This window comes from Blautia hominis (genome assembly GCA_002270465.1).
GTDB lineage: Bacteria > Bacillota > Clostridia > Lachnospirales > Lachnospiraceae > Blautia > Blautia hominis.
Map to the genome: position 1 here is coordinate 507,618 of NQOF01000002.1, position 19,774 is coordinate 527,391.

16 protein-coding genes are annotated in these 19,774 nt (G+C 47.8%); 14 read left to right on the forward strand and 2 right to left on the reverse strand.

From position 1 onward, the window contains the following. Window positions 1-6 precede the first annotated feature (6 nt). From cobA to rnhA, 5 genes are all read left to right on the forward strand, one after another. The gene (gene cobA / locus CI595_RS27090; protein WP_242987220.1) at window positions 7-1,548 is read left to right on the forward strand and encodes a uroporphyrinogen-III C-methyltransferase; all 1,542 of its coding nucleotides are present in this window, start codon (window positions 7-9) and stop codon (window positions 1,546-1,548) included. Window positions 1,549-1,652: 104 nt separating this feature from the next. Then, window positions 1,653-2,636, forward strand: a complete 984-nt coding sequence (gene hemB / locus CI595_RS08285; RefSeq protein WP_187144008.1) for a porphobilinogen synthase — start codon at window positions 1,653-1,655, stop codon at window positions 2,634-2,636. Continuing rightward, window positions 2,636-3,913: a glutamate-1-semialdehyde 2,1-aminomutase gene (hemL, locus tag CI595_RS08290; RefSeq protein ID WP_095172799.1), complete on the forward strand. Its 1,278-nt coding sequence runs from the start codon at window positions 2,636-2,638 to the stop codon at window positions 3,911-3,913. Before hemB ends, hemL begins: the two co-directional genes overlap by 1 nt. A 27-nt stretch (window positions 3,914-3,940) precedes the next feature. Next, the gene (locus CI595_RS08295) at window positions 3,941-5,641 is read left to right on the forward strand and encodes a MutS-related protein (RefSeq protein ID WP_095172800.1); all 1,701 of its coding nucleotides are present in this window, start codon (window positions 3,941-3,943) and stop codon (window positions 5,639-5,641) included. Between the two features lies 1 nt (window position 5,642). Beyond that, on the forward strand, window positions 5,643-6,116 hold the full coding sequence (gene rnhA, locus CI595_RS08300) for a ribonuclease HI (protein WP_095172801.1): 474 nt from the start codon (window positions 5,643-5,645) through the stop codon (window positions 6,114-6,116). 46 nt (window positions 6,117-6,162) lie between these two features. Here the strand turns inward: rnhA and CI595_RS08305 are convergent, their stop codons facing one another. Together CI595_RS08305 and CI595_RS08310 are read right to left on the reverse strand one after the other, a co-directional pair. Next, window positions 6,163-7,134, reverse strand: coding sequence for a class I SAM-dependent methyltransferase (locus CI595_RS08305; protein WP_095172802.1), 972 nt, complete (start codon window positions 7,132-7,134; stop codon window positions 6,163-6,165). 270 nt (window positions 7,135-7,404) lie between these two features. Further along, window positions 7,405-8,325: a helix-turn-helix domain-containing protein gene (locus CI595_RS08310; RefSeq protein WP_162291834.1), complete on the reverse strand. Its 921-nt coding sequence runs from the start codon at window positions 8,323-8,325 to the stop codon at window positions 7,405-7,407. Between the two features lie 453 nt (window positions 8,326-8,778). Here CI595_RS08310 and CI595_RS08315 point away from each other — a divergent pair, with 453 nt between their 5' ends. From CI595_RS08315 to CI595_RS08355, 9 genes are all read left to right on the forward strand, one after another. Then, on the forward strand, window positions 8,779-9,408 hold the full coding sequence (locus CI595_RS08315; protein WP_095172804.1) for a YczE/YyaS/YitT family protein: 630 nt from the start codon (window positions 8,779-8,781) through the stop codon (window positions 9,406-9,408). Between the two features lie 69 nt (window positions 9,409-9,477). Next, window positions 9,478-12,117 (forward strand): alanine--tRNA ligase, encoded by a 2,640-nt coding sequence (gene alaS, locus CI595_RS08320; RefSeq protein ID WP_095172805.1) that lies wholly within the window; start codon window positions 9,478-9,480, stop codon window positions 12,115-12,117. A 145-nt stretch (window positions 12,118-12,262) separates the two neighbouring features. Continuing rightward, on the forward strand, window positions 12,263-12,439 hold the full coding sequence (gene rpsU / locus CI595_RS08325; protein WP_004222305.1) for a 30S ribosomal protein S21: 177 nt from the start codon (window positions 12,263-12,265) through the stop codon (window positions 12,437-12,439). An 84-nt stretch (window positions 12,440-12,523) separates the two neighbouring features. After that, complete coding sequence (cls, locus tag CI595_RS08330) at window positions 12,524-14,059, forward strand: cardiolipin synthase (protein WP_095172806.1); 1,536 nt, start codon at window positions 12,524-12,526, stop codon at window positions 14,057-14,059. 254 nt (window positions 14,060-14,313) lie between these two features. Further along, a complete protein-coding gene (locus tag CI595_RS08335; RefSeq protein ID WP_289071379.1) occupies window positions 14,314-14,910 on the forward strand; it encodes a putative ABC transporter permease in 597 nt (198 codons plus the stop codon). A gap of 276 nt (window positions 14,911-15,186) precedes the next feature. Next, complete coding sequence (locus CI595_RS08340; RefSeq protein ID WP_095172807.1) at window positions 15,187-16,029, forward strand: hypothetical protein; 843 nt, start codon at window positions 15,187-15,189, stop codon at window positions 16,027-16,029. A 123-nt stretch (window positions 16,030-16,152) separates the two neighbouring features. Further along, window positions 16,153-17,316, forward strand: coding sequence for a D-alanyl-D-alanine carboxypeptidase family protein (locus CI595_RS08345; RefSeq protein ID WP_095172808.1), 1,164 nt, complete (start codon window positions 16,153-16,155; stop codon window positions 17,314-17,316). A 188-nt stretch (window positions 17,317-17,504) separates the two neighbouring features. Next, window positions 17,505-18,851, forward strand: a complete 1,347-nt coding sequence (locus CI595_RS08350) for an MATE family efflux transporter (protein WP_095172809.1) — start codon at window positions 17,505-17,507, stop codon at window positions 18,849-18,851. Between the two features lie 70 nt (window positions 18,852-18,921). Then, window positions 18,922-19,773, forward strand: a complete 852-nt coding sequence (locus tag CI595_RS08355; RefSeq protein WP_095172810.1) for a metallophosphoesterase — start codon at window positions 18,922-18,924, stop codon at window positions 19,771-19,773. The last annotated feature ends 1 nt before the right edge of the window (window position 19,774 follow it).

Consider the following 19,774-nt stretch of genomic DNA (forward strand, 5'->3'; position numbering starts at 1 on the left):
GTATCTATGACAGCAGTTGGACAGGAGACAGACCGTGCATGCTGTAAGGGAAAGGTCTGGCTTGTGGGTGCAGGCCCGGGAGATATCGGACTTTTTACCCTGAAAGGCATGGAAACTTTGAAAAATGCCCAGGTGGTTGTGTATGACAGCCTTGTGGGACAGGGGGTCCTCTCCCAGATTCCGGCCGGTGTGCGCCTGATCAATGTGGGAAAACGTGCGTCTCACCATATTATGCCTCAGGAGCAGATCAACCAGGTACTTGTGGAAGAGGCAAAAAAGGGATATAGGGTAGTCCGGTTAAAGGGCGGGGACCCTTTTCTCTTCGGAAGAGGCGGAGAGGAGCTGGAGCTTCTCACAAAAGAGGGAATCCCCTATGAAGTGGTGCCCGGAGTCACCTCCCCTTTGGCTGTTCCTGCGTATAACGGTATTCCGGTGACACACAGGGATTTCTGTTCCTCCCTGCATATTATCACAGGACATAAAAAGCAGGGGGAGGCCTATGACATTGATTTTGAAGCGCTGGTGCGCACAAAGGGGACACTGGTGTTCCTCATGGGTGTCACGGCGCTTGCTGATATCTGCAATTCCCTGCTGCGGGCAGGTATGCCGGGTGAGATGCCGGCTGCCATACTGCAGAAAGGAACCACGGCAGGACAGAAGCGGATCGTGGCTACCGTTTCCACTCTGGAGGAGGAGGTAAAACGTCAGGGGATCGAGACGCCGGCTATCATCGTGGTTGGCCGGGTTTGTTCTCTTGCTGATACCTTCGGATGGTATGAGAAGCTGCCCCTGGCAGGATATAAAGTGCTGGTCACAAGGCCCAGAGAGACGGTTTCCACTATGTCCAAAAAGCTGCGCCTGATGGGAGCGGAAGTGCTGGAGCTTCCCGCTATCAAAACAGCTCCGCTTAAAGACCAGAGCGCGCTTTTCAGCGCATTCGGACAGCTTGACAGCTATGACTGGCTGGCATTTACAAGCCCCATCGGTGTGAATGTATTCTTTGAGGAGATGAAAAAGGCGGGGACAGACGTGAGAAAACTGGGCGGAGCAAAGATCGCTGCCATTGGAAAAGGTACGAAAAAAGCACTGGAAGAGAGAGGCTTGTTTGTGGATCTGATGCCTGAGGTGTTTGACGGGGAATCCCTGGGAAGAGCGCTGTGTGAAGTCTGCAGCGGTAAGGAAAAGATCCTTCTTCCGAGAGCAAAGATCGGAGGAAAAGAGATCATCCAGGAGCTGGAGAAAAAGCCCGGGCTTTTGATCTGTGATGTGCCGACCTATGACACCTTTTATGAAAAACAGGAAATGATCGATGAGAAAAAGGCTTTTGAGAGCGGAGAGATCAACTGCGCTGTCTTTACAAGTGCGTCTACCGTAAAAGGATTTGCGGAGGCAGTAGAAGGCCTTGATTATACAAAAGTGACGGCTGCCTGCATTGGAAAGCAGACGAAAGCTGCTGCGGACGCATACGGAATGAAGACATTTATGGCAAAACAGGCCACCATTGACAGTGTGGTGGATTTGGTTGTAAACTTGAAAAACAGCAGGTAACTGTGAAAACACGGGACAAATGAATCCCCAGACCTGTCTGGTGTGTTACGAATATACGAATAATTGAAAATTACGATAAGAGAGGATAAAAGGAGTGTAGCAGCATGGAAATGACAGTCAGACCGAGAAGGCTTCGGAAAAACGATACCCTGCGCAGAATGGTGCGGGAAACCAGGATGGATAAGAGTTCCCTGATTTACCCCATTTTTGTCCGCGAGGGAGAGAATATGGAGGAGGAAATCCCCTCCATGGAAGGACAGTTCCGATACAGCATAGACAGACTGCCTTACGCCCTGGAAGGGCTTATGAAGGCAGGAGTGGATAAAGTCATGTTCTTTGGTATCCCGGATGAGAAGGACGAGGTGGGAAGCCAGGCATACGCAGAGAATGGTATTGTGCAGAGGGCGCTTCGGGAGGCCAGAAAACAGTTTCCGGAAATGTATCTGCTCACGGATGTATGCATGTGTGAGTATACATCCCACGGACACTGCGGCGTACTGTGCGGCCATGATGTGGAAAATGATGAAACCCTTAAATTGCTGGCAAAGACGGCCCTATCTCATGTGGAGGCGGGGGCTGATATGGTTGCCCCTTCAGATATGATGGACGGCAGAGTCCGGGCCATCCGTGAAGTCCTGGATGCCAACCAGCATAAGGATATCCCAATCATGTCCTATGCTGTAAAATATGCCTCTGCATTTTACGGCCCCTTCCGGGAAGCCGCGGGTTCTGCCCCTTCTTTTGGGGACAGAAAGAGCTATCAGATGGATTTCCACAATAAAAGGGAAGGTCTGAAGGAGGCGCTTCTGGATGTGCAGGAAGGTGCGGACATTATCATGGTAAAACCAGCCCTTTCCTACCTGGATGTGATCCATGAGGTAAAGAACAGCATCAATCTGCCGGTAGCGGCCTATTCTGTCAGTGGAGAGTATGCTATGGTGAAGGCAGGCGCAAAGCTTGGATATATTGATGAGGCAAAGATCATCTGTGAGATGGCAGTGAGCACTTACCGGGCCGGAGCAGATATTTACCTGACTTATTTTGCAAAAGAACTGGCCGGATTTATGGATGAAGGGAGAATCGGATAATGACAAGATCAGAGGAATTATTTGCGCGCGCCGTAAAACGGATCCCCGGAGGCGTGAACAGCCCAGTGAGAGCTTACGGCGCCATCGGGGAGACCCCGCGTTTTATACAGGGGGCTGTGGGAAGTAAAATATTTGATGTGGACGGCAATTCCTATACAGATTACATTGGCTCCTGGGGACCTATGATCTTAGGCCACAATCATCCTGCCATCCGTGAAGCTGTGATCAAGGCAAGTGAAAACGGATTAAGCTTTGGCTGTGCCACGGCAAAAGAGGTGGAGATGGCCGAATTCATCTGTGAAAGGATCCCCCATGTGGAGATGATCCGTATGGTAAACTCCGGCACAGAGGCCGTGATGAGTGCCCTCCGGGCTGCCAGAGGTTTTACCGGCAGGGATAAGATCATTAAGTTTGCAGGATGCTATCACGGTCATACAGATGCCATGCTGGTGAGTGCGGGAAGCGGTGTCATGACCAGCGGCGTGCCGGACAGTGCCGGTGTGCCAAAGGGCTGCACCCAGGATACCATGATCGCTGTGTATAATAATCTGGGGAGTGTGGAAGAACTTCTGGAAGAGAGCAGAGGCCAGGTGGCTGCTGTGATCGTGGAGCCAGTGGGTGCCAACATGGGTGTGGTCCCACCTGCCGACGGATTTTTAGAGGGACTCCGGACGCTGTGTGATAAGTACGGGGCAGTGCTGATCTTTGACGAGGTCATCACCGGTTTCCGGTTGAAATTTGACGGTGCCGCAGGATTTTACGGCGTGACACCGGACCTTGTCACCTATGGAAAAATCATCGGTGCAGGAATGCCTGTGGGCGCCTATGGCGGCAGAAAAGAGATCATGGAAAAAATCTCCCCGGCAGGTCCCGTATACCAGGCGGGAACACTCAGCGGAAATCCCATTGCCATGGCGGCAGGCCTGGCACAGCTTAAAATCCTGTTTGAGGATCCGGAGATTTATACAAGGCTGTACCAGAAAGGGGAGAGGATGTTCGAGGGGATTCGCAGGATTTTCGTGGAGAATAATATCCCTTATCAGGTGAACCGTGTGGCGTCTCTTGGATGTATTTTCTTTACAAAAGAAAAGGTGACGGACTATGCATCTGCCAAAACTTCAGATACAGATGCTTTTGCCACATATTTTAAATATATGCTGAACCACGGTGTACACCTGGCACCTTCCCAGTTTGAGGCCATGTTCCTGTCAGATGCCCATACAGAAGAGGATATAGAAGCAGCGTTGAAGCTGATCAAGGAATATTTCTGCGCATAACCGGTGAAAGGAAAACGGAGGACAGCTATGAGTGAGACCACTTTGTGGACAGGATTGATCGTCATTTTTATGGCAGTCGTATTTGTGACCATGTTTCAGGAAAACAAGAGAAAACGAAGAGAATTTCTTCAGAAGATCAAAAAAAGCTGGGGGCAGATCCCGGACCGGGAGTATACCTGGGATAAGCTGGAACAGACGGCAGAGTATTTTCGGGAGCGAAAAGACGGATGTTTTTTCATTGATGACATTACCTGGAATGATCTGGACATGGACAGAGTGTTCATGCTCATGAACCAGACCGTATCCTCCCCGGGTGAGGATTATCTGTATTATCTTCTGCGTACTCCCGAATTTGGTAAGGATAAGCTGGTGGAGAGAGAGCGGCTGTATACGTTCTTCCGGGACCATGAAGAGGAACGGCAGAAGGTCCAGGAAATACTCACACATATCAAAAAGCCGCCCACAGCGTCCGTCTATCAGGCCATCCACGTGACAAAAGAGTATGATGCCGGGAAGCCGTGGAAGCAGATTCTTATGTGTCTGGCTTTTCTGCTGTCCATTGGTGCTTTTATAGCGGTTCCCAGGTATGGCGTCTTTGTATTTCTGCTTGTGACCTGTATCAATATGGGCACGTATCTGAAAGATAAAGAGGTCATCCATGTTTATCTGACCGGGTTTAAATGTATGATGCAGCTCATAAACAGTGCAGGTGACCTGAACAAGCTGAAGATAGAGGCACTTCATGGTTATACAGAACGTCTGAATACCTGTGAAAAAGGGTTTTCCAGCTTTAAAAACGGAGCAAATCTGGTTCTGGACCGGGACGGATTTGCCAGCGGTCCGGAGTCCTTCATCCTGGATTATATCAGGATGATGACGCATATTGATCTGATCAAATTTAACTCCATGATGAAGGCCATGAAGGAGCATAAGGCGGAAGCGGAGGAGATGCTGGAAATATTCGGACTCCTGGATGCCTGCATTTCCATTGCATCGTTCAGAGAGGCCATGCCTTATTACTGTGTACCGGAGTTTACGGCATATAAAAAGGGGAGCGATGTGCGGATGAAGGTGGAGAATCTTTATCATCCGCTGATCCATGAACCCGTGGCAAACAGTATTGACGCGTCCGGCGGCATTCTGGTGACCGGTTCCAATGCCTCGGGTAAATCCACATTTTTGAAGAATGTGGCACTGAATGCAATTCTTGCCCAGACCGTATATACTTGTACGGCCACGGAATATGCTGCGCCGTTTTTTAAGATACAGACCTCCATGGCACTGCGGGATGACCTGGAGAGCAAAGAGAGCTATTACATTGTGGAGATCAAGTCTCTGAAGCGGATCCTGGAGGAATCCGGGGATGAGGCACCCCTTCTGTGTATCATTGACGAGGTGCTGCGGGGGACCAACACCATAGAGCGGATTGCGGCTTCTTCCAATATTTTGGCGCACCTGAAAAAGCCTCATGTGCTACCTTTTGCGGCAACACATGATATTGAACTTTCTTATATGCTGGAGGGGGCGTACACCAACTATCATTTTGAGGAGGAAGTCAAGGAGGATGATGTGGAATTTAACTATCTGCTGAAAAAGGGCAGGGTAACCACCAGAAATGCCATCCGCCTGCTCTCTATGGTGGGATATGACCGGGATATCGTAAAAGAATCGGAAGCTGCGGTGGCGGATTTTGAGGCCACCGGAATCTGGAAAAAGGTAGGGAATTAATATGCTTGTAAAAATATATACAGACGGTTCTGCCAGGGGCAACCCGGACGGACCGGGAGGATACGGCTGTGTCCTCCACTATACCGATGCCAAAGGAACGCTGCATGAGCGTGAATTTTCCCAGGGATATGTGCGCACCACCAACAACCGCATGGAGCTGATGGCAGCTATCGTGGGCATGGAGGCACTGACAAAACCCTGTGAGGTGGAACTGTACTCAGATTCCAAATATCTGGTGGATGCCTTTAACCAGCACTGGATTGACGGCTGGCTGAAAAAGGGCTGGAAACGGGGAAAGAATGAGCCGGTAAAGAATGTGGACTTATGGAAACGGATGTTAAAGGCAAAAGAGCCTCACCGTGTTACTTTTATCTGGGTGAAAGGGCATGACGGACACGAGATGAATGAACGGTGTGACTATCTGGCAACCAGCGCAGCGGATGGGAATGATCTGTTGGTGGATCCGGGAGTGTAAAACTGTAATATGTTATGATAGCGCATGGGCCAATACGGGATTTATTCTACACATCGCAAGCGTCCCCTTTGGAAAATGTCCTGCGGGACAGCGGACTGTGAATATTAACCCTAATATTGTAAAAGATAGGTATGGGAACGACCGAGCAATGGATTTCACTGCACGGACGTTCCCTTTTTCGGTTTAATCCATTACTAATGAGATTGTGATGAAAAGCAGAAGCGTTTCCAATATCCTGGTCACAGGCCGCCGGGGGCGTGCATTTTGTGGAATAGACAATAAGCTGCAGCTCATTATATCCGGCAGGTTTTCCCGAGAAATCCGAGAAAGTCTTTTCTATTTTCATTCCCCTATGAGCCATAATGGTTTTCAGCTCAGCCGGGGAATATAATCTTATGGGGTCACCTTCCCGGATCACAGGCATTTTTGTGGGTTCTCCATAAGGGAGTTCCGCTCCGCCGAACAACATGATCCGTGTTTCGGGAACCCACTCGAATGCAGATAAGGATAGGGAACATTCCCCGGCATCCCAACTGCGCATGGGAAAATGGCGTTCTGCAAATTCTGCATTACAGATATCCATAAAATGTTTGCCGCCCGGTTTGAGTGCTTTAGAAATTACATCAAATATTTTTAAATTTTCTTCGTCTGTCTCCAGATATCCAACCGCACCGTCTGCAAGATTCAGAACAACGTCAAATTCTCCGGAAAATTCAATATTGCGGATATCTTCATGAATAAAAGAGACATTTGCAAGAGACATTTTCCCGGCGTTTATTTTGGCATCCAGAATATATTCTTTTGTAATATCAATCCCCGTAACCGTATATCCTTTCTCTGCAAAACGCAGGGCATGGCGGCCATAGCCGCATGCAAGGTCCAGGATCTTTTCGCTGCCGTTCAAGTGTAAGGTTTGAATGATAAAGTCTACCTGGCGCCCCGTATCTTCTGACCAGGATTGTTTTTTTATTTCCAGTGACCAGTTTTCTTTGTACCAGTGTGATGGTTTTGCTTTCATTTTTGTTCTCCCTATTTTTATTGCCGGCAGGATCATCATAACAGAATTATAAAAAATTACTAGACTTGTATTGTGGCCTATGCTATAGTTTTGTAATAGATGCGGACATTTTTAAGGCATGGCTGTGCAGCGGATTTCAATGCACAGCCATGCCTTTATTCATGAAAACAGCATGGCCGCGGGACATGCTTTCTATGGTTTGAGCTTAATATTTTCTATGCGCAGCTTCGTACAAGTGTAAACCACGGATCATGTTTTCTGTGGTTGTGTTTAACTGCCGCTTATGAGACTGCGGCGGAAAGCGGAAGGTGTGATGCCTTTAACGCGTTTAAATGTTTCTGCATAGTAGCTGGAACCGGAAAAACCATGCTTTAATGCAATCTCAGTGATGGACAAGTCTTTTTTCAGCAGGTCCGGGATACTCTGTTCCACACGGTAAGCGTTCAGATACTCAAAGGGTGTCTGGTGCAGGAGCCGTTTACAGATCCTCCCGCATTCACCTGTGCTCAAAGCCGCTGCATCTGCAATATCTGCCAGGGAAATTTTGCGGGTATAGTGATCTTGGATAAATTCCAGAATGGATTTTGCCTTCCCTTCAGCCTCTCTGCTCCGGGCAGAGATTTTCCGCACGGTACCTTTTTCTGTGAATACAGAAAAAAGTGCGCCCCAGCAGGACAAAAGACAGGCTTTGATATGAAGTTCCCAGGCAAGGGGTTTTTCTTCGTAAAGATGCAGGCATTGAAGCAGAAGTTCAGGTATGACACGGCTCTCGTCCGTATTGCCGGCTCTCAGGGGATAGGCGGAAAAAGCTGCGGACTCCAGTAAGGGGGAGATATATTTTTCACGGATCAGGCTGTCCTCATATCCGTACAGAAAGCGGGGATGGAAAATAACAGATAAGGTGGAGGCCTGGCCGCTTACGGCTGTGCCCATATGCAGACAGTTGGAATTGATAAAAAGACCTTCTCCCTCCTTCATATCATAGATGGTCTCGTTGACCTGATACCGCATGGAACCGTCCAGAAGTATCATCAACTCCGCTTCGGGATGCCAGTGGCAGACAAAGTAAGAGGGGGCACCGATTCCCTCTGCCTGGAAAAGCTCACTGTGCACATCCACAGGAAATGCATAATTCCCATGGGATATCTGCTCCTTTAAATTTTTATCCACTGCCACCACCGATGATTTCATAGAATCCTGCCTCCGAATTGAAAATAATGATATTGTGTAACTATTCAGTAGGTCTGCGCATTCACTGCGCCGACCGTAAGAAATCATTCCGCAGCCAAGCAAAAATCCCATCGCCAAAGGCAATCTTGCATGGATTTTTGCCTGTAACTGTGAGGGTACTGAAAAGTTACGATATTGTTATAAAATCCGCCGTAATCCTGATAGAAAATACTACTTTTTGTCATTATACTAGAGACCGGAAAGAAGTACAATAGGATTCCAAATTAAAAAAGTCCCGGCAAACGGTACATATCACTGTTCACAGTAACACGCTTCGCGGCGCACAGTTTAGCCCTGGCCAACTGGGGATCTTGCTTCGCATCGCACAGCATCCCTTTGGGAAAATACCACCCGGGACATTGGTCTGTGAACAGTAATGCCAACATTCCAATAAATAAAACGGAGGATCAGAAAATGGCAAGAAAAAACAAAAAGATCATAATGGCTTTTATCGGTATTATTATGACTGCAGTCAGTGTGGGGATTTTTCGTTATGCGGATTTTGGGGTTGACCCTTACTGTGTTCTGCTGACAGGACTGGCCCGGATGTTCCATACCAGCTTTACCGTCACAGCCAATGTGATGTGTGCCCTGCTTTTGGTATTTGCCTGGAGGATGAAAAAAAGTCTGGTGGGTGTGTCCACGCTTTTAAATCTGCTCATATACGGCGTGGTGGCAGATGGGGTATTTGCAGCGCTGAAAAGTGTTTCCGAGACCCCTGCTCTCGGAGTCAGGATCATATGTCTGGCAGGCGCCCTTTTCCTTCTGGCATTTTCGGGCGCTATGTATTATACCGCAGACTTAGGGGTTTCCACCTATGATGCCATTGCTCTTATCATGGCTGACAGAAAGATTGGAAAGTTTAAATACTGCAGGATCGCCATTGACCTTACCTGCCTGATCGCAGGAATCCTGACAGGTGGGGAAATCGGGATCGCAACCGTTATCATTGCCCTTACAGTGGGTCCGCTTATCCAGTATTTCCGAACCAATTTGGCAGAACCATTCCTGGAAGGCCGCAAAATTCCCGCTTTTCTTTCTTGAAACCTGACAATTCCTGTGCTATTATTAAAAACAGTAATTTATGATAGTAACCATCAGGAGGTATTAACCGTGCAAAAATACGGAGTGAACGAACTTCGGAAAATGTTTTTGGAGTTCTTTGAAGGAAAAGGCCATCTGGCTATGAAGAGTTTTTCTCTTGTTCCCCATAATGATAAGAGTTTATTGTTGATCAATTCCGGTATGGCGCCGCTGAAGCCATATTTTACAGGCGCTGAGGTGCCGCCCAGAAAAAGGGTGACCACCTGTCAGAAGTGTATCCGTACCGGTGATATTGAAAATGTAGGCAAGACTGCCCGTCACGGCACCTTTTTTGAGATGCTGGGAAACTTCTCTTTTGGAGATTATTTTAAGAAGGAGGCTATCCGCTGGTCATGGGAATTTTTGACCGAGGTTGTGGGACTTGACGCGGACCGTCTGTATCCTTCCGTCTATCTTGACGATGACGAGGCGTTTGATATCTGGAATAAGGAAATCGGTATTCCGGCTGACCGTATTTTCCGTTTTGGAAAAGAGGACAACTTCTGGGAGCACGGCGCAGGCCCCTGCGGACCATGTTCTGAGGTATATTATGACAGAGGCGAGAGCTACGGATGCAAGGAACCGGGCTGTACAGTAGGCTGCGAGTGCGACCGTTATATGGAAGTGTGGAACAATGTATTCACCCAGTTTGAAAATGACGGGGAAGGACACTACGAAGAACTGCAGCAGAAGAACATTGACACAGGCATGGGGCTGGAGCGTCTGGCTGTTGCCGTGCAGGATGTGGATTCCATCTTTGATATTGATACGATCTGTGCCCTGCGGAATAAAGTCTGTGAGCTGACACACACAGAGTATAAAAAAGACGAAAACGTGGATATATCTATCCGTCTGATCACGGACCATATCCGTTCCGCTACGTTTATGATCTCTGATGGTATTATGCCTACTAACGAAGGAAGAGGATATGTGCTGCGCCGCCTGATCCGCCGTGCTGCCCGTCATGGCCGTCTGCTGGGTGTCAAAGGGAATTTCCTTGCAGAACTCAGCAGCACAGTGATCGAAGGCTCCAAGGATGGCTATCCGGAGCTGGATGAGAAAAGAGATTTCATCTTCAATGTACTGACAAAGGAAGAGGAACAGTTCAGCAAGACCATTGACCAGGGCCTTCATATTCTGGAAGAGATGGAAGCGGAGATGAAAGCAGCGGGAAGCACACAGCTTTCCGGTGAGAATGCGTTTAAATTATACGATACCTATGGCTTCCCTCTGGATCTGACAAAAGAGATCCTGGAAGAAAAAGGTATCTCTATTGATGAGGCCGGTTTCAAGTCTGCTATGGAAGAGCAGAGGGAGAAGGCCAGAAAAGCCCGCGAAGTGACCAATTATATGGGTGCTGACGCTACGGTATACGATGAAATAGACCCTAAAGTCACCACAGAATTTGTGGGGTATGACAATCTGTCCCATCAGTCCAAAATCACAGTTCTCACAACCGAGACAGAGATTGTGGAGGCTCTGACTGAGGATGAGAAGGGGACCGTATTCGTGGAGGAGACTCCTTTTTATGCCACCATGGGCGGACAGGAAGGTGACAAAGGTCTTATTGTTCTGGGGGATGCCCAGTTTGTTGTAGAAGACACCATCAAGCTGCGCGGCGGCAAGGTGGGCCATGTGGGAAGACTGACAAAAGGTATGTTAAAGACAGGTGATGTGGTGACACTGAAAGTCAGCGCAAAAGACCGTGCAGATACCTGTAAGAACCACAGTGCCACACATCTGCTGCAGAAAGCCCTGAAGACAGTCCTGGGATCCCACGTGGAACAGAAAGGCTCTCTGGTAACACCGGACAGGCTGCGTTTTGACTTTGCACATTTCCAGGCTATGACCCAGGAGGAACTGACCCGTGTGGAGGCAATGGTCAATGAGGAGATCCAGGCAGCACTTCCTGTTGTGACAGAGGTTATGAGCATTGAGGATGCCAAGAAGACAGGAGCTATGGCGCTCTTTGGAGAAAAATACGGGGACAGCGTGCGCGTGGTTTCCATGGGAGAATTCTCCAAAGAATTGTGCGGCGGTACCCATGTATCCAATACAGGTGTGATCACTACCTTTAAGATCGTATCTGAGGCAGGCATCGCAGCCGGTGTGCGCCGTATTGAGGCACTGACCGGTGACGGCGTATTTGGTTACTATAAAGAAATGGAACAGAAGCTGGCTCAGATCTCATCCCTTTTGAAAACCACTCCGGCGGAGGCTGCAGACAAGATCACTCATCTGCAGGCAGAGGTGAAAGAACTTCACAGTGAGAATGAATCCCTGAAAGCCAAACTGGCACAGGAAGCAGTGGGCGATGTGATGAACCAGGTAAAAGAGGTAAAAGGCACAAAACTTCTGGCTGTATCCGTGGCAGATGTGGATATGAACGGGCTTCGTGACTTAGGCGACCAGTTAAAAGAGAAACTGGGTGAAGGTGTGGTAGTTCTTGCCAGCGTGAACAGCGGCAAAGTAAATCTGCTGGCTATGGTGACAGACAGCGCTATGAAGGCCGGGGCACATGCAGGAAATCTGGTGAAGGGCATGGCAGCCGTGGTGGGCGGCGGCGGCGGCGGACGTCCGAACATGGCTCAGGCCGGTGGAAAAAATCCGGAAAAAGTGCCGGAAGCCCTGGAAAAAGCGGCAGAATTGCTGGAAGGCCAGTTAAAATAAAATTTGTATAAAATTTTTTAAAGAAAATAAGTCAAAATAGTTGACGTACGGCAAAAATCTGATATAATATTTGATGTGCAGTAAAAATACCCAGACAGTTGTATTATGCACAATCTACAACTGGAGGGAGGTTAGGTGTGAGACTATGTCAAATGTAATCGTAAAAGAAAACGAAACTTTGGATAGCGCTTTACGTCGTTTCAAGCGTAGCTGTGCAAAAGCAGGCATTCAGCAGGAAATCCGTAAAAGAGAGCATTACGAGAAACCAAGTGTTCGTCGTAAGAAAAAATCTGAAGCAGCTAGAAAACGTAAATATAATTAATGTGCAGTAAAAGCCTCTGGACAATACCAGAGGCTTTTTTACGACTCTGCGGACAAAGAAACGCAAAGAGAGGATGGTGAGAAGATGAAAAAGATTATTGACCTGGTTTCCAGCCGGATCTTTGTATTTGCCCTGGCTGTGTTGCTGCAGCTTGTATGGCTGGTGGCGCTGGCATGGGGAATGAGGAGTATTTCCACCACGGTGGGATGGGTTATGAACATCCTGAGCCTGTTTCTGGTGCTGTGGCTGGTCAATAAGAAAATCAACCCTTCTTACAAGCTTGCCTGGACCATTTTGATCCTTGTCATTCCTGTCTTCGGTGCAATTGTGTACCTGCTGTTCGGTGAATCCCGTGTGGCTAAAAAAATGACAAGGGAATCCGAGGCAGTTCTCACGGAAATCGGCAATTATTTCAAGGAAGATCCCAGAACCAGGTCAGAGCTTCAGGATATGGACCGGGGCGTATCTATTCAGTCCGCCTATATCAGAGACTACGCCGGTTTTCCCCTCCATAAGAATACCACTACCAAGTATTACCCGGTGGGGGATACCATGTTTGTGGACATGCTGGAGGAGATCAAAAAGGCAGAGCATTTTATTTTCCTGGAATATTTTATTATACATGACGGAAGAATGTGGCGGGAAATCCTTCAGGTACTGGAGGAGAAGGTCAGGGAAGGCGTGGATGTGCGCCTGATTTATGACGATATGGGGTGTGTGACTACCCTGCCCCACAGATATTATAAAGAACTGCAGAAAAAGGGGATTAAATGTGCCGCGTTTAATCCGGTCCGGCCTGTGCTGAATATTATCCTCAACAACCGGGACCACAGAAAGATCCTGGTGATCGACGGACATACTGGGTTCACAGGCGGCATCAATCTGGCGGATGAATATATCAATGAGGATGTGCGGTTTGGGCACTGGAAAGATACAGGTGTTATGCTGCATGGGGAAGGTGTCTGGAACCTGACCGTGATGTTTCTGCAGATGTGGGCAGTGATCACCCATACCAGAAGTCATCTGCCGGCTTACGGACCTTATATTTACCATCCGGAAGAATTTGAAAATGACGGTTTTGTACAGCCCTACGGAGACAGCCCTCTGGATAACGAGATCGTTGGGGAGAATGTTTACCTGAATATCATCAACCAGGCAAAACGGTATGTGTATATCTGTACGCCGTATCTGATCATTGACAATGAGATGATGACAGCTTTGTGCCTGGCTTCCAAAAAGGGCGTGGATGTGCGGATCGTGACACCGGGGATCCCTGACAAGAAAATGGTGTTCCTCCTGACCCAGTCCTACTATGAACAGCTTCTGGAGGCAGGTGTGAGAATCTTTCAGTACACACCGGGATTTATCCATTCTAAGTCTTTTGTCTGTGATGATGAGATTGCATCTGTGGGAACTATTAATCTGGACTACAGAAGCCTGTATCTGCATTTTGAATGTGCGGTCTGGATGTACAAAAGCCGGGCTGTTATGCAGGTAAAAGATGATATGGAGGATACTTTTCCAAAATGCAGGGAAATCTGCATGAAGTTCTGCCGCAGCCGGAATATTGTTGTGCGTATGACACAGAGTATTCTCAGGCTTTTTGCCCCCATGCTTTAGTTTTTTTCTTTACAAGCCAGGGGCTCCCATGATAGAATGGGCACATAAAACCGTAACAGTTCAGACAGCTGAACTGCTACAGGCATCCGGCCGTTAAATATCGCTTTGCGATGGTCTGGGTCTGGATGCTTACTGCTGCCACAGGTATGTACGGTCAGCGCAGTGAATGCGCAGACCTGTCTGAACTGTTACATAAAACCTACAATGAAGACACATGTTAAGAGATGCGCCAATGATATAAGGGGAGATTAGTTATGATTTGGACAAAGAGTATGTTTGGGATAGATCTCTACCATGTCACCCAGTGGTTTTTAGTTTACAGCATTCTGGGATGGATCGTGGAATCTATCTACATGTCGATCTGCAACAGGCGGATTACCAACAGGGGGTTTGTAAGAGGGCCGTTCTGCCCCATTTACGGAGTGGGAGCGTTATCTGTGTTTTTTCTGCTGAGACCGTTCTGCGATAACCTTCTGCTGCTATATATACTGGGCTGTGTGTTTCCCACATTGCTTGAGTATCTGACAGCCAGGCTTATGCTTTCCATGTTCGGAGAGGTGTGGTGGGATTATTCGGAGAAGCCTTTTAATTACAAAGGGATTCTTTGTCTGGAAAGCACCATAGCATGGGGATTTTATACCTTAGGCCTGTTTCTGTTCCTGCATGAAGGGGTGGAACGTTTTGTGGACAGCTATCCGTTTTCCGTTGGATACCGGGCAGGGTCCCTGATTCTGTTCTTGTTCACAGCAGATTTTTTACATACTTTATACGAAAAGAAAAAGGACAGTCTGCCATCCTCTTTCGGAGAGGTGCGGGAGGGAATACGTTCCCTGATCTACGGCAGATTTTAAAAAAAGAGGGGCGCCTGCGGGCGTCCCTTTTTATTTTGTGGAAACGGGTTCGGACAGAAAAATTGCAAAGCATTGGTCAAGTTTTTCATCAATGGTCCTTGTATTCATCTCCCGATTATATAGTATATATAATGTACCGCAAGTATGAGCGTGAAACCTATTAGTTAATTTACATAGATGTAATAATAACAGGGGATTGTGCAACAGTTTGGACTTTTATTGACACAATTATAATAGTATAGATTATTTTACTATTGAGGAAAGGGGAAGTGTTAAATGAGAATAAGCAAAAAAGGAAAAACATTTGTCACATTAGGGAGTCTGCTGATATTATGTATATTGATTTTATTTGTCTGTGAACAAAAACGGGATAGGTATTCCCGAGGAGAGGAAGATGATAATAATACTATTATCGGAAAGATCATAGAAGTTCGTGATACTTCGATTCTTTTATTACAGAAAGGGGACGTGAACAAAGGACTTATGGATGCAGGAATAAAAAATGTCAAAATATATAGTCAAAATAAGCAGGAAATAAAAGCAAATGCATTAAAACCCGGAATGAGTATTCGATTGTTACTTCAAGAAGGCAGTGCGGTTATGGAGCGTTATCCCTTGTTGATCAGCGGTGTGCAGGAAGTTCATGTTCTGGAACAGGAGAATGATTACATAGGTTTGTATCTGGATATCATAAAGGAGATTTATGGCAGAGATTCCGCCTTAAACGATGGAATGCGGGTTATGGCCCTGGACTTGACACAGGTAAAAAATCTTTCTGATAGTGAAAAAGAGGTAGTCCGATATTTGCTGGAGCCACTTCTTGAGGCTTGGCAGGAAGATAGTGTTGGCAGCCCGGGTACCGTAAAGTGCCAAAATCCGGATGTGATTCTTGCAACGGAGGAAGAACTGAGGGAAAAAGGGATGTTAGGTGAAGATGGTTCATATTTTGCGGAGGGAATATTGATCAAAATAAGGACAATAAAAAATAGAAAAAACAGCTTTACTTTTTCGGCTGAAAAATGGTGTTCCGGTCTTGCCGCAAATGGGTATGATGACTGCAAAGCTTCTTTTAAGGAGGGCGTAGGAACGTATGAGTTGAATTTTACCTGGATATCCTGAATATAGCAGCGTAGATGAGAAACTATCAGCAAAGGGGAAATGTCGCGGAGTCAAGCTTTCCTTATTCTATTTTTCATACCGATGTAATACAATGCTATAAGAGCATTTCTACGGGAGAGCGGTATGTTTCGGAAAGCATCTGTTTTTCTGGTCTTATTTTCCCTTATAGTCAATATAGCCCTGCCGGTCACGGTGCACGCGGAGGGGGAAGATTTGATCGCAGCACCTCACGGGGTTCTGATGGAGGCATCCACAGGAACCATAATCTACGAGAAGGACAAAGACACCAAGGTCTACCCGGCCAGTATAACAAAGATCATGACTCTGGTGCTGATATTTGATGAGATCGCCAAGGGCACCCTACATATGGAGGATGAAGTGACTACAAGTGCCTACGCCAAATCCATGGGCGGTTCCCAGGTCTATCTGGAGGAGGGCGAGAAGCAGACTGTGGAGACTATGATAAAATGTATTGTCATTGCCTCCGGTAACGATGCCAGTGTGGCCATGGCGGAACACATAGCGGGAAGTGAAGCGGAGTTTGTCAAACGTATGAATGAGAGGGCAGCAGGGCTTAACATGACAGGCACGCATTTCGAGGACTGCTGCGGTCTGACGGAGTCCACCAACCACTTTACCACGGCATATGATGTGGCCCTCATGTCCAGGGAGCTGGTGACAAAATACCCCAAGATCCTGGATTACTCCTCCATCTGGATGGAGAATATCACCCACAACACAGCAAAGGGAAGCAGTGAGTTCGGCCTTACCAATACAAATAAGCTTCTGCGCAGTTATGACGGCTGTGTAGGTCTTAAAACAGGGAGTACCAGTCTGGCAAAATACTGTGTCTCCGAGGTGGCCCAGAGAAACGGGATCACACTCATAAGCGTGGTCATGACAGCGCCTGACTATAAGGTGCGGTTTAAGGACGCAGCGGCAATGCTGAACCTGGGCTTTGGTGCCTGCAGCCTTTATGTGGACGAAAATAAAGACAGCCTGCCAAAGGTTCCGGTAAAGGGTTCTATCCAGGAAAAGACGTCTGTATCTTACGAGGGAGATTTCCGCTATCTGGATACAAAGGGGGAGGCTCTTGACCATATACAGAAGAAGATCAATCTGAAGAAAAGCACAGACGCCCCTGTAAAGAAAGGCAGCAAGGCAGGGACTGCGGATTATTATCTGAATGGAAAAAAAATAGGCAGTGTCAGCCTGCTATTTAACGAGACGGTGGAGAAGGCCGGCTACATGGATTATGTGAAAAAGGTATTCAAAACTTTTTTCTAAAAAATAAAATTTGGGTATTGCAGGATAGAAATGTTTGCATTATAATAGCCCGGTAACAAAAAGACGGAGGGTGCCCGCTGGCACCTTCCTTTTTCGTGAAAAAATGACTTGATGGCAGAGGAAAGCCGCGCCCACGCTTTTTTTGTCTGCCGGCGGACACATTGTTTACAGAGAGAATGAGGAGAGGCATGCAGAAAGATATGACAGCCGGCAGCCCGGCAAAAGCGATTGTAGGATTTACAATTCCAGTATTCATCGGAAATATTTTTCAGCAGTTTTACAGTATGGTGGATACCATCATTGTAGGAAAATTCGTAGGTACCAAAGCACTGGCAGCCGTGGGGAGCGTGGGTACTATTAACTTTTTGATCATTGGTTTTATGCTGGGCCTGACAGCGGGATTCACCGTGCTGACAGCCCAGAGGTACGGAGCAGGGGACATGAAGAATATGAGGCGGACTGTGGGGTCAGCGGCAGTGCTGTCCCTGATCGTCACCCTTGTCATGACATTGGTGAGTATGCTGGGAATGCGTGGGCTTTTACAGTTCATGCACACTCCCGAGGACATTTTTGCCGACGCATATCAATATATTATGATCATCTGCGGCGGCATTTTTGCCACCGTGTTGTATAACCTGCTTGCCAGTGTGCTGAGAGTACTGGGTAACAGCCAGGTGCCGCTGTATTTTCTGATTTTGTCGGCACTGTTAAATGTGGTGCTGGATCTGTTGTTTATCATTGTATTTCACTGGGGAGCCGCCGGAGCAGCCTACGCCACGGTCATATCCCAGGGTGTTTCCGGGATTCTCTGTCTGGTGTATATAGCAAAAAAAATGCCGGAACTGCGCCTTGAGAAAGAGGATTTCCGTCTGTCCGCCCATATTGTGAAAATGCAGGTGGGAATCGGCATCCCTATGGCGCTTCAGTATTCCATCACAGCCATTGGAACCATGATGGTACAGTCTGCGCTGAACATGCTGGGATCTATGGCGGTGGCAGCCTTTACCGCAGCCAGCAAGGTGGAACAGATCGCTACCCAGGCCTATGTGGCACTCGGGACTACTATGGCAACCTTCTGTGCCCAGAATATGGGGGCAGGAAAGCTTGACCGGATACGCAGGGGCTTTCGGGCAACGACCTGGATCGGAGTGGCTTATTCCCTGGTCTTTGGCCTTCTGACCGCCTTTTTTGGAAAATACCTGACTTATCTGTTTGTGTCCAGCGATGTGCAGACACTGATGGGGCAGGTGGATATTTACCTGAAATGTGCATCCTTGTTTTTCATTGCCCTGAATATTGTAAATGTCTACCGGAACGGCATACAGGGGATGGGATACGGCGTCCTGCCTATGATGGCAGGTGTGGCGGAGCTTTTAGGCCGCGGTATCGTGGCTCTGGCCGCAGGATTAAACAGGAGTTACCTTCTGGCCTGCCTGGCAAGCCCGGTGGCCTGGGTATTTGCAGGTGTACTGCTGCTCTTCATGTACCGCGTAGTTATGAAGCAGCAAGAAAAAGTTTTCGGAAAAACCAGATAGTCTTACCTTTTCTTTTTTCTCTTTATGAGTTAAAATAGAGAAAAAACAGAGAGAAAAGCAGGGAGTATTTGTGAAGAAATTTGTGACCACAACTTACAGGATTACAACAGATAAGATAAAAAGACATCCGCTGAGATTCGTGATGATAAGCGACCTCCACAACGTGGTGTTCGGAAAGAAGAATGAACCTGTCTTTGACAGGATAAAGTCTCTTGCCCCGGATGCCATATTGATAGCCGGGGATTTGGTGCTTGGGAAATCCGACGCTTCCCTGAAACCGGCTGCTGCATTTTTGAGTGAGGCCGTGAAGCTGGCTCCCGTATTGTACGGGCCGGGTAATCACGAGCAGCGGATGAAATTATTTACAGAGGATTATGGTGGCAGGTTCTCCGCGTTTGAGAAGAAAATAAAACAGATGGGAGTCACCTATCTGGAAAATGAGCGTATGGTTCTGAAGATAAAAGGTGAAACCGTGGCGGTCACCGGACTGGATCTGCCCTATGAATATTATGAAAGGGGTCCCGTCAAGGGACCGGACAGAACAGAGCTTGAAGGGCTGATAGGCAGGCCGGATAAACAGGTATATGAGATCCTGCTGGCGCATACGCCCAGGTATGGGGATGCATATTTTGCCTGGGGTGCGGATTTGATCCTGTCAGGCCATTACCACGGGGGTATTGTGCGTCTGCCCTTTTTGGGAAGTATTATCAGCCCTGATCTGCGGCTGTTTCCCCGCTACGGATATGGGGAATACAGGAAAAGAGACGGTGCTCCGCCCAAAAAAGCGGGCAGAAGACAGCCGATAACAGGCAGGGAACAGATTATGATTACAGGAGCAGGACTTGGAGAGCATACGCTGCCTCTTCGGATCAACAATCCAAGAGAGCTGGTCGTGCTGGAATGTCTGCCGAAAGAGGTGTGAG